Origin of the sequence: Roseateles depolymerans (assembly GCF_003387155.1) — a bacterium.
GTDB classification, from domain to species: Bacteria; Pseudomonadota; Gammaproteobacteria; order Burkholderiales; family Burkholderiaceae_C; genus Roseateles; species Roseateles depolymerans.
In genome coordinates this window covers 1,624,790-1,640,677 of sequence record NZ_QUMT01000001.1, presented here as the reverse complement: position 1 = coordinate 1,640,677, position 15,888 = coordinate 1,624,790, and the positions used below count along the sequence as shown (strand labels likewise).

The 15,888-nt window shown below is 64.0% G+C and carries 15 protein-coding genes and 1 tRNA gene; all 16 read right to left on the bottom strand.

The annotated features are described in order from the left end of the window. Positions 1-21: 21 nt before the first annotated feature. The 16 genes from nuoN to secG all read right to left on the bottom strand — a co-directional run bounded on the left by nuoN (position 22) and on the right by secG (position 15,876). Positions 22-1,500: an NADH-quinone oxidoreductase subunit NuoN gene (gene nuoN, locus DES44_RS07295; protein WP_058935566.1), complete on the bottom strand. Its 1,479-nt coding sequence runs from the start codon at positions 1,498-1,500 to the stop codon at positions 22-24. A gap of 12 nt (positions 1,501-1,512) precedes the next feature. Beyond that, positions 1,513-2,982, bottom strand: a complete 1,470-nt coding sequence (locus tag DES44_RS07290; protein WP_058935567.1) for an NADH-quinone oxidoreductase subunit M — start codon at positions 2,980-2,982, stop codon at positions 1,513-1,515. A gap of 16 nt (positions 2,983-2,998) precedes the next feature. Beyond that, on the bottom strand, positions 2,999-5,038 hold the full coding sequence (gene nuoL / locus DES44_RS07285; RefSeq protein ID WP_058935568.1) for an NADH-quinone oxidoreductase subunit L: 2,040 nt from the start codon (positions 5,036-5,038) through the stop codon (positions 2,999-3,001). A gap of 25 nt (positions 5,039-5,063) precedes the next feature. Then, a complete protein-coding gene (nuoK, locus tag DES44_RS07280) occupies positions 5,064-5,375 on the bottom strand; it encodes an NADH-quinone oxidoreductase subunit NuoK (RefSeq protein ID WP_058935569.1) in 312 nt (103 codons plus the stop codon). After that, positions 5,375-6,013 (bottom strand): NADH-quinone oxidoreductase subunit J, encoded by a 639-nt coding sequence (locus tag DES44_RS07275; RefSeq protein WP_058935570.1) that lies wholly within the window; start codon positions 6,011-6,013, stop codon positions 5,375-5,377. Before DES44_RS07275 ends, nuoK begins: the two co-directional genes overlap by 1 nt. A gap of 72 nt (positions 6,014-6,085) precedes the next feature. Next, positions 6,086-6,583 carry an NADH-quinone oxidoreductase subunit NuoI gene (gene nuoI, locus DES44_RS07270; RefSeq protein WP_058935571.1) on the bottom strand — a complete coding sequence of 166 codons (498 nt, stop codon included), beginning with the start codon at positions 6,581-6,583 and terminating at the stop codon, positions 6,086-6,088. A 6-nt stretch (positions 6,584-6,589) separates the two neighbouring features. Then, entirely contained in the window at positions 6,590-7,699 is a 1,110-nt protein-coding gene (nuoH, locus tag DES44_RS07265) for an NADH-quinone oxidoreductase subunit NuoH (protein WP_058935572.1), read from the bottom strand. 10 nt (positions 7,700-7,709) lie between these two features. Beyond that, positions 7,710-10,040 carry an NADH-quinone oxidoreductase subunit NuoG gene (nuoG, locus tag DES44_RS07260; RefSeq protein WP_058935573.1) on the bottom strand — a complete coding sequence of 777 codons (2,331 nt, stop codon included), beginning with the start codon at positions 10,038-10,040 and terminating at the stop codon, positions 7,710-7,712. A gap of 24 nt (positions 10,041-10,064) precedes the next feature. Next, positions 10,065-11,438: an NADH-quinone oxidoreductase subunit NuoF gene (gene nuoF / locus DES44_RS07255; protein WP_058935574.1), complete on the bottom strand. Its 1,374-nt coding sequence runs from the start codon at positions 11,436-11,438 to the stop codon at positions 10,065-10,067. A gap of 10 nt (positions 11,439-11,448) precedes the next feature. Then, the gene (locus tag DES44_RS07250; RefSeq protein ID WP_198164790.1) at positions 11,449-11,985 is read right to left on the bottom strand and encodes an NADH-quinone oxidoreductase subunit NuoE family protein; all 537 of its coding nucleotides are present in this window, start codon (positions 11,983-11,985) and stop codon (positions 11,449-11,451) included. Positions 11,986-11,996: 11 nt separating this feature from the next. Continuing rightward, a complete protein-coding gene (locus DES44_RS07245) occupies positions 11,997-13,250 on the bottom strand; it encodes an NADH-quinone oxidoreductase subunit D (protein WP_058935575.1) in 1,254 nt (417 codons plus the stop codon). 2 nt (positions 13,251-13,252) lie between these two features. Then, positions 13,253-13,846 carry an NADH-quinone oxidoreductase subunit C gene (locus tag DES44_RS07240; protein WP_058935576.1) on the bottom strand — a complete coding sequence of 198 codons (594 nt, stop codon included), beginning with the start codon at positions 13,844-13,846 and terminating at the stop codon, positions 13,253-13,255. A 21-nt stretch (positions 13,847-13,867) separates the two neighbouring features. Continuing rightward, positions 13,868-14,344 carry a NuoB/complex I 20 kDa subunit family protein gene (locus DES44_RS07235; protein WP_058935577.1) on the bottom strand — a complete coding sequence of 159 codons (477 nt, stop codon included), beginning with the start codon at positions 14,342-14,344 and terminating at the stop codon, positions 13,868-13,870. Between the two features lie 107 nt (positions 14,345-14,451). Further along, a complete protein-coding gene (locus DES44_RS07230; RefSeq protein WP_058935578.1) occupies positions 14,452-14,811 on the bottom strand; it encodes an NADH-quinone oxidoreductase subunit A in 360 nt (119 codons plus the stop codon). 421 nt (positions 14,812-15,232) lie between these two features. Continuing rightward, positions 15,233-15,317 (bottom strand) — tRNA-Leu (locus DES44_RS07225). A 133-nt stretch (positions 15,318-15,450) separates the two neighbouring features. After that, a complete protein-coding gene (secG, locus tag DES44_RS07220; protein ID WP_058935579.1) occupies positions 15,451-15,876 on the bottom strand; it encodes a preprotein translocase subunit SecG in 426 nt (141 codons plus the stop codon). Positions 15,877-15,888 lie beyond the last annotated feature (12 nt).

The window sequence follows — 15,888 nt, the reverse complement described above, 5'->3', positions numbered from 1 at the left end:
TTCAGTGCCGGCGAGCCGGTCTTAGTGCGTCAGCGCGCGGGTCAGCGCCTGGCTGCACAGCGTTAGCAGACCGCCCGGCAGGATGCCCAGCACCAGCACGGCCAGGCCATTGATCGACATCACCAGGCGGGCGTCGGCCGGCGCGGTGATGCCGGCACGGTCGGTCGGCTCGTCAAAGAACATGACCTTCACCACACGCAAGTAGTAGAACGCACCGATCAGCGACAGCACCACGGCCACCACGGCCAGCGTGATGTAGAGCTGCGACCCGGTCGTCACCATCGCCTGCAGCACGGCCATCTTGCCGTAGAAGCCAGCGGTGGGTGGAATGCCGGTCAGCGAGAACATGTAGATGGCCATGACCAGCGCGAACCAGGGGCTGCGCTTGTACAGACCGGCCAGGTCGCTGATCTGCTCGGACTCGAAGCCCTGGCGCGACAGCAGCATCACCAGGCCGAAGCTGCCCAGCGTGGTCAGCACGTAGGTGATGGCATAGAACATGGCCGAGCTGTAGGCATTCAGCGCGAAGTCGCTGGAGCCATTGATCACGCCCGAGGCCAGGCCCAGCACCACGAAGCCCATCTGGGCAATCGTCGAGTAGGCCAGCATCCGCTTGAGATTGGTCTGCGCAATGGCGGCGAGGTTGCCCACCACCAGCGAGGCCACGGCCATCACCAGCAGCATCTGCTGCCAGTCCACCGCCAGCGGCAGCATGCCGTCCACCAGCAGGCGCAGCGTGATGCCGAAGGCGGCCAGCTTGGGGGCGCCGCCGATCAGCAGCGTGGCCGCGGTCGGAGCGCCTTGATAGACGTCCGGCACCCACATGTGGAAGGGAGCAGCGCCCAGCTTGAAGCCCAGGCCGGCCACGACGAAGACCACGCCCAGCACCAGCACCGCCTTGTTGGGAGCGCCAGCGGCGATCACCTCGAAGACACGCGGGATGGACAGCGAGCCCGTGGCGCCGTACATCATCGACAGGCCGTAGAGCAGGAAGCCCGAGGCCAGCGCGCCCAGCACGAAGTACTTCATGGCGGCTTCGGTCGAGACGGTGTGGTCGCGGCGCAGCGCGGTCAGCGCATACAGCGACAGGCTCATCAACTCCAGACCCAGGTAGATCATCAGGAAGTTGTTGGCGGCCACCATCACGCCCACGCCCAGCAGCGACAGCAGGCTCAGGGTGAACAGCTCGCCCTTGAGCATGTCGCGGGACTCGGCATACGGACGGGCATAGACCATCGTGACGATCAGCGCGATGGCCGAGACGCCGGAGAGCAGATGGCTCATCGGGTCCACGATCATCATGCCCTGCATCGCCACCGCGGGGGCATCCCCCATGGCCGCGAAGTGCATCGCCGCCACCACCGCCAGGCTGAATTGCGTCAGCCAGTAGGTGGGCGTGCGCCGCGGATCGGTGACGAACAGGTCCACCAGCGCGACCACACAGGCCATCACCAGCAGCGCAATTTCAGGGTAGGCAGCGACCCAGTTCATTTCAGTCATTGTGGTGGGCCCTTATTGAATCTTGGACACCGCGACGTGCTTGAGCAGCTCGGTGACCGATTGGTGCATCACGTCGGTGAAAGGCTTGGGATACACGCCCATCCACAGCACGGCGACCGCCAGGATGGCCAGCATCAGGAACTCACGGGCGTTGATGTCGGTCAGGGCCTTGACGTGGTCATTGGCCACCGGACCGAAATAGACCCGCTTGATCATCCACAGCGTGTAGGCGGCACCGAAGATCAGGGCCGTGGCGGCCAGCAGACCGATCCAGAAGTTGAACTGCACGGCACCCAGGATCACCATCCATTCGCCGACGAAGCCGGCGGTGGCGGGCAGACCGCAGTTGGCCATGCCGAACAACACAGCGAAAGCGGCGAACTTGGGCATGGTGTTGACCACGCCGCCGTAGTCGGCGATTTCACGCGAGTGGACGCGGTCGTACAGCACGCCGATGCACAGGAACATGGCGCCCGACACGAAGCCGTGGGCAATCATCTGCACGATGGCGCCGGAGACGCCCAGCTCGTTGAACAGGAAGAAGCCCAGGGTCACGAAGCCCATGTGGGCGACCGACGAATAGGCCACCAGCTTCTTCATGTCGCGCTGGACCATCGCCACCAGGCCGATGTAGATGACCGCGATCAGCGACAGCGCCACGATGACCCAGGCGTATTCACGCGCGGCATCGGGGGCGATCGGCATCGAGAAGCGCAGGAAGCCATAGGCGCCCAGCTTCAGCATGATGGCGGCCAGCACCACCGAACCGGCGGTCGGCGCTTCCACGTGCGCGTCCGGCAGCCAGGTGTGCACCGGCCACATCGGCACCTTCACCGCAAAGGCCGCGAAGAAGGCGAAGAACAGCAGCGTCTGGGCCGACAGCGGCAGCGGCAGCTGGTGCCAGGTCAGGATGTCGAAGCTGCCCGACTTGTTGTAGAGGTACAGCAGCGCGATCAGCATCAGCAGCGAGCCGGCCAGCGTGTACAAGAAGAACTTGAACGCGGCATAGACCCGGCGCGGACCGCCCCACACCCCGATGATGATGTACATCGGGATCAGCGTGGCCTCGAAGAACACGTAGAACAGCATGCCGTCCAGGGCGGTGAACACACCGACCATCAGACCCGACAGGATCAGGAAGGCGCCGTAGTACTGGTGCACCCGCGTCTCGATCACTTCCCAGGCCGACAGCACCACGATGATGGTGATGAAGGCGGTCAGCGGCACGAACCACATCGAGATGCCATCCACGCCCAGGTGGTAGTGGATGTTGAAGCGTTCAATCCAGCTCGCCTTCTCGACGAACTGCATGGCGGCGGTGGCGTCCTGGAAGCCCGTGATGACGGGCACCGTGACAGCGAAGCTGACGATGGACGCGGCCAGCGCGAGCCAGCGCACGGCGCCGGCATTCTGGTCGCGACCCAACACCAGCAACAGGGCGCCGAAAACGACCGGCAGCCAAATGGCAAGACTTAGCAACATTCTTATTCTCCGCCGATCAACGCCCGAACAGGTTCATCAGCTGGTTGACCATGTGGGGCCACAGCTGCCAGGTCATCAGACCCACCACCCCCAGGATCATGACCAGCGCATACCAGTAGAGGTGGCCGGTTTGCACCAGGCGCACGAGGCCGGCGATGCCGCCAACGGTGCGCGCACCGCCGTTGATCACCACGCCGTCGATGATGCCCTGGTCCCCCACCTTCCACAGGCCGGTGCCGATCATGCGTGCGGCGCGGGCCAGCACGTTCTCGTTGAACCAGTCCATGTAGTACTTGTTCTCCAGGATCGTCACGATCGGGCGGAAGACACGGGCGATCGTGGCCGGGATCTGCGGCGCGACCATGTAGAACACGTAGGCAGTCACCACACCGGCAAAGGCCAGCCACAGCGGCAGGGTCTTGAAGGCATGACCGGCCATGGCCGCCGCACCGTGGAAGTTTTCGGCCAGTTCGCTCATGGCGTGGTGCACGTCATGGTTGACGAAGATGGCGTCCTTGAAGAAGTCCCCGAACAGCATCGGCTGGATGGTCAGGTAACCGATCACCACCGACGGGATGGCCAGCAGGATCAGCGGCACGGTCACCACCCAGGCCGACTCATGCGGCGTGTGGTCGTGGCCATGACCGTGGTCGTCATGATGGTCATGCTCACCCGGGAACGGCTTGTGATGGAAGTGTTCCTTGCCGTGGAAGACCAGGAAGTACATCCGGAAGCTGTAGAAGGCGGTCACGAACACACCGGCCAGCACGGCGAACGAGGCGAACCCGGCCGCAGGCAGATGGCTGGCGTGCACCGCTTCGATGATGCTGTCCTTCGAGTAGAAGCCCGAGAACAGCGGCGTGCCGATCAGCGCCAGCGAGCCCAGCAGCGAGGTGATCCAGGTGATGGGCATGTACTTGCGCAGGCCGCCCATGTTGCGGATGTCCTGGTCGTGGTGCATGCCGATGATGACCGAACCGGCACCCAGGAACAGCAGCGCCTTGAAGAACGCGTGCGTCATCAGGTGGAACACCGCGACCGAGTAGGCCGAAGCGCCCAGCGCCACCGTCATGTAGCCCAGCTGCGACAGCGTGGAGTAGGCCACCACGCGCTTGATGTCGTTCTGGATGATGCCCAGGAAGCCCATGAACAGCGCCGTGATGGCACCGATCACCATGATGAAGTTCAGCGCGGTGTCGCTCAGCTCGAACAGCGGACTGAAGCGGGACACCATGAAGATGCCGGCGGTCACCATGGTGGCCGCGTGGATCAGCGCGGAGATGGGGGTCGGGCCTTCCATCGAGTCCGGCAGCCAGACGTGCAGCGGGAACTGCGCGCTCTTGCCCATCGCACCGATGAACAGGCAGATGCAGGCCACGGTCAGCATCATCCAGTCCTGGCCGGGGAACTTGATCGCGGCCAGTTCACCGGCCTTGGCAAAAGTCTCGGTGTAGTTCAGCGAGCCGCCGTAGGCCACCAGCAGGCCGATGCCCAGGATGAAGCCGAAGTCACCCACCCGGTTGACCAGGAAGGCCTTCATGTTGGCGAAGATGGCGGTGGGCTTGGTGTACCAGAAGCCGATCAGCAGGTAGGACACCAGGCCGACCGCTTCCCAGCCGAAGAACAGCTGCAGCATGTTGTTGCTCATCACCAGCATCAGCATGCTGAAGGTGAACAGCGAGATGTAGCTGAAGAAGCGCTGGTAGCCCGGGTCTTCCTCCATGTAGCCGATGGTGTAGATGTGCACCATCAGCGAGACGAAGGTCACCACGCACATCATCATCGCGGACAGGCCGTCGATCATGAAGCCGACTTCCATCTTCAGGCCGCCCAGCGTCATCCATTCGTAGATGGTCTGGTTGAAGCGCGCGCCGTCCTGGACGACGGACTGCAGCGTCATCACCGAGATGATCAGGGAGATCAGGACGCCCAGGATGGTGACGGTGTGGGCGCCGCGGCGGCCCACCTGCTTGCCGAACAGGCCGGCCACGACAGCGCCGACCAGCGGCGCCAGTGGCACCGCCAGCAGCATGTTCTGTGAAAGTGTTGCAGACATTGTTTTTCTCGCTTCCTGCCGCCCGTCAGCCCTTCAGGGCGTCCAGCTCTTCCACGTTGATGCTGCTGCGATTGCGGAACAGCACCACCAGGATGGCCAGGCCGATGGCGGATTCCGCCGCCGCGACCGTGAGGATGAAGAACACGAAGACCTGGCCGGCCATGTCGCCCAGGTAGTGGGAGAAGGCCACGAAGTTCAGGTTGACCGCCAGCAGCATCAGCTCGATGGCCATCAGCAGCACGATCAGGTTCTTGCGGTTCAGGAAGATGCCGATCACGGACAGGGCGAACAAGATGGCGCCCAGCGTGAGGAAATGGCCCAGCGTCAGAACGCCCATCATGCGGCTCCTTCGTTCTTCTCGACCGGCACGGCCGGTTGTTCCACGGTCGGGGCCACCTTGACGATGCGCAGGCGGTCGCCCTTCTTCACGCGGACCTGTTCGGACGGGTCCTGGTGACGCGAGTCCTTGCGGCCACGCAGGGTCAGCGCGATGGCGGCAATGATGGCCACCAGCAGCAGCACGGCGGCGATCTGCAGCGGTGCCAGGTAGTGCGTGTAGATGTTGATGCCCAGCAGCTTGGCATTGCCCAGCTTGGCCAGCGCTTCAGGCACGGGCTGGGCTTCGCTGACGCGGAAACCCGGCATCAGGATCAGGGCCATTTCCAGCGCGATGAAGGCACCGATCAGACCGGCGGCGGGCACGTGCTTCCAGAAGCCCTTGCGCACCGTGTCGGAATCGAAATCCAGCATCATCACGACAAAGAGGAACAGCACCATGACCGCGCCGATGTACACGAGCACCAGCGTGATGGCCAGGAATTCGGCCTTGAGCATCATCCAGATGCAGGAGGCGTTGAAGAACGCCAGGATCAGGAACAGGGCCGAATAGACCGTGCTGCGAGCCGTGATCACCAGGACCGACGACCCGAGCAGGACGACCGAGAAAAAGTAGAACAGCAGGGTTGTGATGTTCATGGGTTTTCCTGCAAGCAGGCTGAAGCGCGCGACCAGCCACCCTCCCCCGGAGGGTTCGCCGGACCGCCGGGCTCAGCGGTACTTGGCGTCGGCCTCCTTGCTGGCTGCGATTTGCGGCTCGTAGCGGTCCCCGACAGCCAGGAGCATTTCCTTGGTGAAGTAGAGGTCGCCACGCTTTTCGCCGTGGTATTCGAAGATGTCGGTCTCGACGATCGAGTCCACCGGGCAGCTTTCCTCGCAGAAGCCGCAGAAGATGCACTTGGTCAGGTCGATGTCGTAGCGGGTGGTCCGGCGCGAGCCGTCCGCACGTACATCGGACTCGATGGTGATGGCCATGGCCGGGCATACCGCCTCGCACAGCTTGCAGGCGATGCAGCGCTCTTCACCGTTCTCGTAACGACGCAGCGCATGCAGGCCACGGAAACGCGGCGACAGCGGCGTCTTCTCTTCCGGGAACTGCACCGTGATGTTGCGCGAGAGGAAATGCCGGCCGGTCAGGGCCATGCCCTTGAACAGCTCGGTGAGCATGAAGCTCTTGAGTAGGTCCTTGATGGAGCTCACAGCGGACACCTCGGATTACTTCCAGATATTGAAGGGGGACTGGATCCACAGACCCACCAGCACCAGCCACACCAGGGTGACGGGGATGAAGATCTTCCAGCCCAGGCGCATGATCTGGTCATAGCGGAAGCGCGGGAAGGTCGCACGCACCCACAGGAAGCCGGTCACGACCACGAAGGTCTTGAAGAACAGCCAGAACCAGTTCCAGAACGGCATGGTCTTCTCGATGAACGAGGGGGTGTCCATGCCCAGCAGGCTGAAGGAGATCGGGGCTGCCCAGCCGCCCAGGAACATGACCACGGCCAGTGCGGACACGAGGATCATGTTGGCGTATTCGGCCAGGAAGAACATCGCGAACGACATGCCCGAGTACTCGATCATGTGGCCGGCCACGATTTCCGATTCACCTTCCACCACGTCGAACGGGTGGCGGTTGGTTTCGGCGAGGCCCGAGATGAAATACACGACGAACACCGGCAGCAGCGGCAGCCAGTTCCAGGACAGGAAGCTCAGGCCCATCGAGGCGAACTTGCCGGTGTCCTGGCTGACGACGATGTCGGTCATGTTCATCGAGCCGGTGACCATCAGCACGATGACCAGCGCGAAGCCCATGGCGATTTCATACGACACCATCTGGGCCGATGCCCGCAGCGCGCCGAGGAAGGCGTACTTCGAGTTGGAGGCCCAGCCGGCGATGATCACGCCATAGACTTCCAGCGAGGTGATGGCCATCACGAACAGCAGGCCGGCATTGACGTCGGCCACGGCCACGCCCGGGCCGAACGGCACCACCGCCCAGGCGGCCAGCGCCGGCATGATGGTCATGATCGGGCCCAGGAAGAACAGGCTCTTGTTGGCCGCCGACGGGATGATGATCTCCTTGAAGATCAGCTTCACCGCATCGGCGATCGGGGTCAGCAGACCCATCGGGCCCACGCGGTTGGGACCCGGGCGGATCTGGGACCAGCCGATGGCCTTGCGCTCCCACAGCGTGAGGTAGGCCACGCAGATCATCAGCGGCGCCACCACCACGATGATCTTGAGCAGGCTCCAGATCACCATCCAGGTGCCCGCCCAGAAGGCGCCGTCCATCAGCGAGGCGCCGGCGTTGTACAGGTTATCCATCGTCTCGTCCTCAGGCCTTGGTCACGCTGATGGCACCGAACATGGCGCCCAGCGCGGCGGTTTCCGGCAGGCCGGCCGGCACGCGCACCACAGTGGCGGGCAGGCTGGCATCCAGCTGCGCCGTCAGCACGGCTTCACCGGCACCGGCCTGAGCCACGCGGACTTGAGCGCCCTGCCCTTGCAGGCCCAGCTCGTTCCACAGGGCTTGCGGCAGGCCGACCAGGGCGGCGTCGCGGCCGTCGCGGGTCAGTTGCAGCGAGCTGGCACGGCGCACCAGGGCGTCGGTGGCGTAGATCGGCACGGCGGTCAGGCGCTCCAGGCCCTGGGCCACCGGGGTGGCCGAGGCCTGTGCCTGGATGCTGTTGCTCAGGCGGTCGCCCAGTTCGGTGCTCACGCCCAGCGCTGCATTGCGGACTTGCTCGGAGCTGTCGTACTCGAAGCCGGACAGGCCCAGCAGGTTGCCCAGCACGCGCAGGATCTTCCAGGCCGGACGGGTCTCGCCACGGGCCTTGACCACGCCCACGAAGCTTTGCAGGCGACCTTCGGCGTTGACGAAGCTGCCCGAGGTTTCGGTGAACGGCGCGGCGGGCAGCAGCACGTCGGCATAGTCCAGGCCGGTCTTGAACGGGCTCAGCACCACCACCATCTCGGCAGCGGCCACGGCCTTGGCGGCGGCGGCGGGGTTGGCCGCATCCAGCACCGGGTCGGTGTTCAGCAGCACCAGGGCCTTGGCCGGCTGGTCGCCCAGCAACTGGGCTGCCGTGCGGCCGCCCTGACCCGGGCGAGCCTTGACCAGTTGCGCACCGACGGTGTTGGCTGCAGCGCCCATCACACCGACGCTGGCGCCGGTCTGCGCGCCGATCCAGTTGGCCAGGGCCAGCAGGGTCGAGGCTTGCGGATGCTGCACGGCGGCATTGCCCAGCAGGATGGCCTTGCGTTCGCCCGAGAGCAGCGCATCGGCCAGGCGGCGCGAAGCGTCGGTCGCCTCACCGGCCACCGGGGCGCTGGCGCCCTTGACGCTGGCGATGGCCGCAGCCACGCCGGCCAGTTCCTGCACCCAGGCGCTCGGCGCGGCGGTGATGCGGGCAGCGACGGGCATCAGCCAGTTGTCTTCAGCGGCCCCCAGGGCCAGCACCTGCGCACCCTGGCGGGCGGCCTGGCGCAGACGCTGGGCAAACAGCGGATGGTCCTTGCGCAGGAAGGAACCGACCACGAAGGCGCGGTCCAGCTGCGACAGCGACGCGATCGAGGTGCCCAGCCAGAAGGCCTTGCCGGCCTCGGCGCGGAAGCCGGCGTCGGCTGCGCGCAGGGCGGTGTCGATGTTCTCGCTGCCCAGGCCACGCACCAGTTGCGCCAGCAGGTGCAGCTCTTCCACCGTGCTGTGCTCGGAGCCCAGCGCGGCGATGGCGGCGGCGCCCTTCTCGGCCTTGATCTGCTTCAGGCCGTTGGCGACGTATTCCAGGGCCGTGGTCCAGTCGACCGGCTTCCACTGACCGCCCTGCTTCAGCATGGGGGTGGTCAGGCGCTCATCGCTGTTCAGCGCTTCATACGAGAAACGGTCGCGGTCGGCGATCCAGCATTCGTTGACGGCTTCGTTCTCCAGCGGGACGACGCGCATCACTTCATTGCCCTTGACCTGCACCACCAGGTTGGCGCCGGTGGAGTCATGCGGGCTGACGCTCTTGCGACGCGACAGTTCCCAGGTGCGGGCGCTGTAGCGGAAGGGCTTGCTGGTCAGCGCGCCGACCGGGCAGATGTCGATCATGTTGCCCGACAGCTCGGAGTCCACCGTGCGGCCGACGAAGGTCTGGATCTCGCTGTGCTCGCCGCGGTGGGCCATGCCCAGTTCCATCTGGCCAGCGATTTCCTGGCCGAAGCGCACGCAGCGGGTGCAGTGGATGCAGCGGCTCATCTCCTCCATGGAGATCAGCGGACCCACGTTCTTGTGGAACACCACCCGCTTTTCTTCGCTGTAGCGCGACTTGCCGGCGCCGTAGCCCACGGCCAGGTCCTGCAGCTGGCATTCACCGCCCTGGTCGCAGATCGGGCAATCCAGCGGGTGGTTGATCAGCAGAAACTCCATCACGCCCTGCTGGGCCTTGATGGCTTTGTCGCTCTTGGTGCGCACGATCATGCCCTGCGTCACCGGGGTGGCGCAGGCGGGCAGCGGCTTGGGGGCCTTTTCCACGTCCACCAGGCACATGCGGCAGTTGGCCGCAATGGACAGCTTCTTGTGGTAGCAGAAGTGCGGGATGTAGGTGCCGGCCTTTTCGGCAGCATGCATCACCATGCTGCCTTCCGGCACTTCGACCTTCCGGCCGTCGAGTTCGATTTCAACCATAGCTTGTTCTCAGCGGCTCCGGAATCAGGCCAGCGATCCGGCCGGGGCAGCCTGACGCGGTTGGGAAGGGGAAGACTGGGCCTGCTCGATCATGGCGACGAACTCATGCTTGAAGTGCTTGATCATCGCGCGCACCGGCATGGCTGCAGCGTCGCCCAGGGCGCAGATGGTGCGGCCCTGGATGTTGTCGGCCACCGAGTTCAGCAGGTCGATGTCTTCCATGCGGCCCTTGCCGTGGGCAATGCGCTCGATGACGCGGTGCATCCAGCCGGTGCCTTCGCGGCAGGGCGTGCACTGGCCGCAGGACTCGTGGGCATAGAAGTAGGACAGGCGCAGCAGGCTGTTGACCATGCAGCGCGAGTCATCCATCACGATGACGGCGCCCGAGCCCAGCATGGAGCCGGCCTTGGCGATGGAGTCATAGTCCATCGTGCACTGCATCATGATGTCAGCCGGCAGCACCGGGGCGGACGAGCCACCGGGAATCACCGCCTTGAGCTTGCGGCCGGTGCGCACACCGCCGGCCAGCTCCAGCAGCTTCTCGAACGAGGTGCCCAGCGGGACTTCGTAGTTGCCGGGACGGTTGACGTCACCCGACACCGAGAAGATCTTGGTGCCGCCGTTGTTGGGCTTGCCGATCTCCAGGTACTGCTGGCCACCGTTACGGATGATCCAGGGCACCGCCGCGAAGGTCTCGGTGTTGTTGATGGTCGTGGGCTTGCCGTACAGGCCGAAGCTGGCCGGGAACGGCGGCTTGAAGCGGGGCTGGCCCTTCTTGCCTTCCAGCGATTCCAGCAGTGCGGTTTCTTCGCCGCAGATGTAGGCGCCAAAGCCGTGGAACGCATGCAGCTGGAAGCTGAAATTGCTGCCCAGGATGTTGTCGCCCAGCAGGCCGGCCGCGCGGGCTTCTTCCAGGGCGGCTTCGAAGCGTTCGTACACCTCGAAGATTTCACCGTGGATGTAGTTGTAGCCGGTGCGGATGCCCATGGCGTACGCCGCGATCGCCATGCCTTCGATGACGATGTGCGGGTTGAACATGAGGATGTCGCGGTCCTTGCAGGTGCCGGGCTCGCCTTCGTCCGAATTGCAGACGAGGTACTTCGGGCCAGGGAACTGGCGGGGCATGAAGCTCCACTTCAGGCCCGTCGGGAAGCCGGCGCCGCCGCGGCCGCGCAGGCCGGAGGCCTTCACCTCGGCGATGACCTGGTCCGGGGTCAGACCTTCGCCACCATCCTGGCCCAGGATCTTGCGCAGGGCCTGATAGCCGCCACGGGCTTGATAGTCCTGGATCGACCAGTTCTTGCCATTGAGGTCCGCATAGATCTGCGGGCCCAGATGACGGTCATGGAAGCAGGTCTCGGCACCCGTCGATTGCCACTTGGAGAGATCGATGTTCATGCGCGTTCCCTCAGTTCTTGGCGGCATGCGCCTTGAGCGCGTCCACCAGTTCGTCCAGGCGCTGATGGCTCATGAAGCTGCACATCTGGCGGTCGTTGACCAGCATCACCGGCGCGTCGGCGCAGGCGCCCAGGCATTCGCTCTTTTGCACGGTGAAGAGGCCGTCGGCGGTGGTGCCGCCCTCTTCCACGCCCAGCTTGCCGCACAGGTGGTCCAGCGCCTTCTGGCCGTCACGCAACTGGCACGGCAGGTTGGTGCAGACGTTCAGCTTGAACTTGCCCAGCCGGCGCTGGTTGTACATGTTGTAGAAGGTGGTGACCTCATACACGGCGATCGCGGGCATGCCCAGGTAGGCGGCAATCGCGTCTTCCGCTTCGCGGGAGACATAGCCCTGCTCCTGCTGCACGATCGACAGGCAGGCCATCACGGCCGACTGCGCCTGCTCGGCCGGGTACTTGGCCACTTCACGGGCAAAGCGCGCCCGGGTGGCGTCGCTCAGCACAAACGGGGTGCTGCTGGCGTTCTTCACAATTTCAGTGCTGCTCATCGCGTCACCACTCAACGGTCAATTTCACCGAACACGATGTCCATCGTGCCGATCACGGCCACCGCGTCAGCGATCATGTGGCCACGCGCCATCTCATCCAGCGCAGCCAGATGCGAATAGCCCGGGGCACGGATCTTCAGGCGGTAGGGCTTGTTGGCACCATCACTGATCATGTAGATGCCGAATTCGCCCTTCGGATGTTCCACGCTGGCGTACGCCTCGCCCTCGGGGACGCGGAAGCCTTCGGTGAACAGCTTGAAGTGGTGGATCAGCTCTTCCATGGAGCTCTTCATCGCCACACGGGAGGGCGGCGCCACCTTGTGGTTGTCGGTGATCACCGGGCCGGGGTTGGCCTTGAGCCACTTCACGCACTGCTGCACGATGCGGTTGGACTGGCGCATTTCCTCGACGCGCACCAGGTAGCGGTCGTAGGTGTCGCCATTGGTGCCCACCGGGATGTCGAAGTCCATGCGGTCATAGACGTCGTAGGGCTGGGTCTTGCGGGTGTCCCACGCAATGCCGGAGCCGCGCAGCATCGGGCCGGTCAGGCCCAGGTTCAGCGCGCGCTCAGGCGACATGACGCCGATGCCCACCGTCCGCTGCTTCCAGATGCGGTTGTCGGTCAGCAGGGTTTCGTAGTCGTCGACGTTGGCCGGGAAGCGGTTGCAGAAGTCCTCGATGAAGTCCAGCAGCGAGCCCTGACGGTTCTCGTTGAGGCGGTCGATGGCCTTCTGGTTCTTGATCTTGCTGACCTTGTACTGCGGCATGCTGTCCGGCAGGTCGCGGTAGACGCCGCCCGGACGGAAGTAGGCCGCGTGCATGCGCGCGCCGGAGACGGCTTCGTACATGTCGAAGATGTCTTCACGTTCGCGGAAGCAGTAGATCAGGATGTTCATCGCGCCGCAGTCGATGCCGTGCGCCCCGAGCCACAGCAGGTGGTTCAGGATGCGGGTCAGCTCGGCGAACATCACGCGGATGTACTGGGCGCGTTCGGGCACTTCCAGGCCCAGCATCTTTTCGATGGCCAGGCAGTAGGCATGCTCGTTGGCCATCATGGACACATAGTCCAGACGGTCCATGTAGGGCAGCGACTGGATGAAGGTCTTGCTCTCGGCCAGTTTTTCGGTGGCGCGGTGCAGCAGGCCGATGTGCGGGTCGGCGCGCTGGATGACTTCGCCGTCCAGCTCCAGCACCAGACGCAGCACGCCGTGGGCGGCCGGGTGCTGAGGCCCGAAGTTCAGGGTGTAGTTCTTGATTTCGGCCATGATCAGAGTCCGCCGTAGTTGTCTTCGCGGATCACGCGCGGGGTGATCTCACGCGGCTCGATGGTCACCGGCTGGTAGACCACCCGCTTCTGCTCGGGGTCGTAGCGCATTTCGACGTGGCCGGTGACCGGGAAGTCCTTGCGCATCGGGTGACCGATGAAGCCGTAGTCCGTCAGGATGCGGCGCAGGTCTTCGTGACCTTCGAAGATGATGCCGTACAGGTCGAAGGCTTCGCGCTCGAACCAGTTGGCGGCATTCCAGATCGAATTGACCGAGGCCACGACCGGGAAATCGTCGTCCGGGGCGAAGACCTTGACGCGCAGGCGCCAATTCTTGTTGATCGACAGCAGGTGGACCACGGCGGCGAAGCGCGGGCCTTCCCAGGCACCGTCCTTGTAGGCGCTGTAGTCCACGCCGCAAAGGTCGATCAGCTGCTCAAAGCGCAGCTCGGAATGGTCACGCAGCAGCTTGGCGACGTTGGCGTAGTCCTTGGCGGCCACGGTGATGGTGATCTCGCCGAGTTCGCGCTTCAGGGCCACGATCTGGCCACCCAGGACGGACTCAAGCGCCGCCTGCAAGGTATCGAGTTTGCTCATGTGCTTGGCTGGCTGGGGTGCTTAGCGCGCGATGGTGTTTTCGCGGCGGATCTTGGCCTGCAGCTGCAGGATGCCGTAGAGCAGCGCCTCGGCGGTCGGCGGACAGCCCGGCACGTACACATCCACCGGCACGATGCGGTCGCAGCCGCGCACCACCGAATAGCTGTAGTGGTAGTAGCCACCGCCGTTGGCGCAGGAGCCCATGGACAGCACCCAGCGGGGCTCGGCCATCTGGTCATACACCTTGCGCAGGGCCGGGGCCATCTTGTTGCACAGCGTGCCGGCCACGATCATCAGGTCGGACTGACGGGGGCTGGGGCGGAACAACATGCCGAAGCGGTCGATGTCATAACGCGCCGCACCGGCGTGCATCATTTCCACCGCGCAGCAGGCCAGACCGAAGGTCATCGGCCACAGGGAACCGGTCTTGGACCAGTTCACCAGTACGTCGATGGACGTGGTCAGGAAGCCTTCCTTCATCAAGCCTTCGTTACCCATATCGAGATCCCAATCTTTCGAAAGCATGGGGTCGGGCGCCCTGCCCTTCCCCACCGCACAACAGGCCCGTTGCAGGGCCCGCGCACTGTTGGTGGCTCAGCAGCCGGTCATTCCCAATCGAGGGCGCCCTTTTTCCACTCGTAGGCGAAGCCCACGACCAGAATGCCCAGGAACACCATCATCGCCCAGAAGCCGGCAGGGCCCACTTCGCGCAGGGACACGGCCCAGGGGAAGAGGAAGGCGATTTCCAGGTCGAACAGGATGAAGAGGATGGCGACGAGGTAATAACGCACGTCGAATTTCATTCGCGCGTTCTCAAAGGCCTCGAAGCCGCATTCGTAGGGGGAGTTTTTGGCCTCGTCAGGACGACGCGGGCCGAGCAGAAAGCCGAGGAGCTGGGGGGCTATACCCACCACGGCGCCGACCAGAATGAAAAGGATGACGGGCAGGTATTGTTCCAGGCTCACGACGTTGCTCTTCGTTTGATGCCGGATGGACCGTCGACGGCGGGCAAAGCAATTACCCGACAGACAGCCCTATTCCGAACAGGTTTCCAACGGGCCACCGAGTTTGCTCCGGGTCGAAGAAACCTCCGCCACCGGAACTCGGCAAACATTCGGCAAAAACAACGGGCGCGCCGTGAGCGATAACAAAGTATCGCTACGGACCGCGCCCGTCTGTCTTTTGGAGTCTTGCGAAACCTGCTCCCGCGGGAGCAATGCTTCAGAAGTCTCAAAAGACATCAACCTGCTTTCAGTCTCAAACAACCCGACTCTTGATTCGACGTGCATCGGGCCCTTTAACGGGGCCCTTTAACGGGCCGCCTAAGCCAACTGATGCATTCGATTTTGGAGCCAGACCCCGAAACCTTGGCAGGCCGATTCATTCTGGTGCCGACGGCGAGACTCGAACTCGCACAGCTTTCGCCACTACCCCCTCAAGATAGCGTGTCTACCAATTTCACCACGTCGGCATATGTCACCCTGAAGTGACTTTGTCTTGACGGCTCGCGTTTCAGACAGCCTCGCATTCTATACCGCTTTCTTGACCTCACTAGTGATCCGAAGCGATTTTGTCGAGGAGCTTACGCCAGCCGCCCACTTCGATCAGTTCGATGCGGCCGAGGCAGGCGCCACCGGAGACAGCGCAGCACCGGGCACCACGTCGTTCGCCGTAGCGGCGGAAGATGCCGCAGTATTCGGTGCAACGGCGGGCGCGGAGGCCGACAGTGCGGGGGCAGCCCCTTGCTCCAGCAGACGCTCTGCAGCGGTGGAACCGCCCAGACCCGACTCACGATGGCTGCTCATGTAGGCCAGGGCCAGTGTGCAGACAAAGAAGATGGTAGCGGCGATTGCGGTGCTGCGCGAGAGGAAGTTGGCACTTCCCGTGGCACCGAAGAGACTGCCCGAGGCACCGCTGCCGAAGGAGGCGCCCATGTCGGCGCCCTTGCCATGCTGCACCAGCACCAGACCGATCATCGCCAGGGCAGCGATCAGCTGCAGCACCAGCACCAGATTCATCAACACTTGCATTTGCTTCTTTCT

Bases quoted from the DNA above. Each gene is read 5' to 3' on its own strand.
- DES44_RS07250 (WP_198164790.1), bottom strand. From the start codon at position 11,985: ATGAGCAGCACTGAAATTGTGAAGAACGCCAGCAGCACCCCGTTTGTG.
- nuoH (WP_058935572.1), bottom strand. From the start codon at position 7,699: ATGGATAACCTGTACAACGCCGGCGCCTCGCTGATGGACGGCGCCTTC.
- DES44_RS07275 (WP_058935570.1), bottom strand. From the start codon at position 6,013: ATGAACATCACAACCCTGCTGTTCTACTTTTTCTCGGTCGTCCTGCTC.
- DES44_RS07240 (WP_058935576.1), bottom strand. From the start codon at position 13,846: ATGAGCAAACTCGATACCTTGCAGGCGGCGCTTGAGTCCGTCCTGGGT.
- nuoF (WP_058935574.1), bottom strand. From the start codon at position 11,438: ATGAACATCGATCTCTCCAAGTGGCAATCGACGGGTGCCGAGACCTGC.
- DES44_RS07290 (WP_058935567.1), bottom strand. From the start codon at position 2,982: ATGTTGCTAAGTCTTGCCATTTGGCTGCCGGTCGTTTTCGGCGCCCTG.
- nuoN (WP_058935566.1), bottom strand. From the start codon at position 1,500: ATGACTGAAATGAACTGGGTCGCTGCCTACCCTGAAATTGCGCTGCTG.
- nuoG (WP_058935573.1), bottom strand. From the start codon at position 10,040: ATGGTTGAAATCGAACTCGACGGCCGGAAGGTCGAAGTGCCGGAAGGC.
- nuoL (WP_058935568.1), bottom strand. From the start codon at position 5,038: ATGTCTGCAACACTTTCACAGAACATGCTGCTGGCGGTGCCACTGGCG.
- secG (WP_058935579.1), bottom strand. From the start codon at position 15,876: ATGCAAGTGTTGATGAATCTGGTGCTGGTGCTGCAGCTGATCGCTGCC.
- nuoK (WP_058935569.1), bottom strand. From the start codon at position 5,375: ATGGGCGTTCTGACGCTGGGCCATTTCCTCACGCTGGGCGCCATCTTG.
- DES44_RS07235 (WP_058935577.1), bottom strand. From the start codon at position 14,344: ATGGGTAACGAAGGCTTGATGAAGGAAGGCTTCCTGACCACGTCCATC.
- DES44_RS07245 (WP_058935575.1), bottom strand. From the start codon at position 13,250: ATGGCCGAAATCAAGAACTACACCCTGAACTTCGGGCCTCAGCACCCG.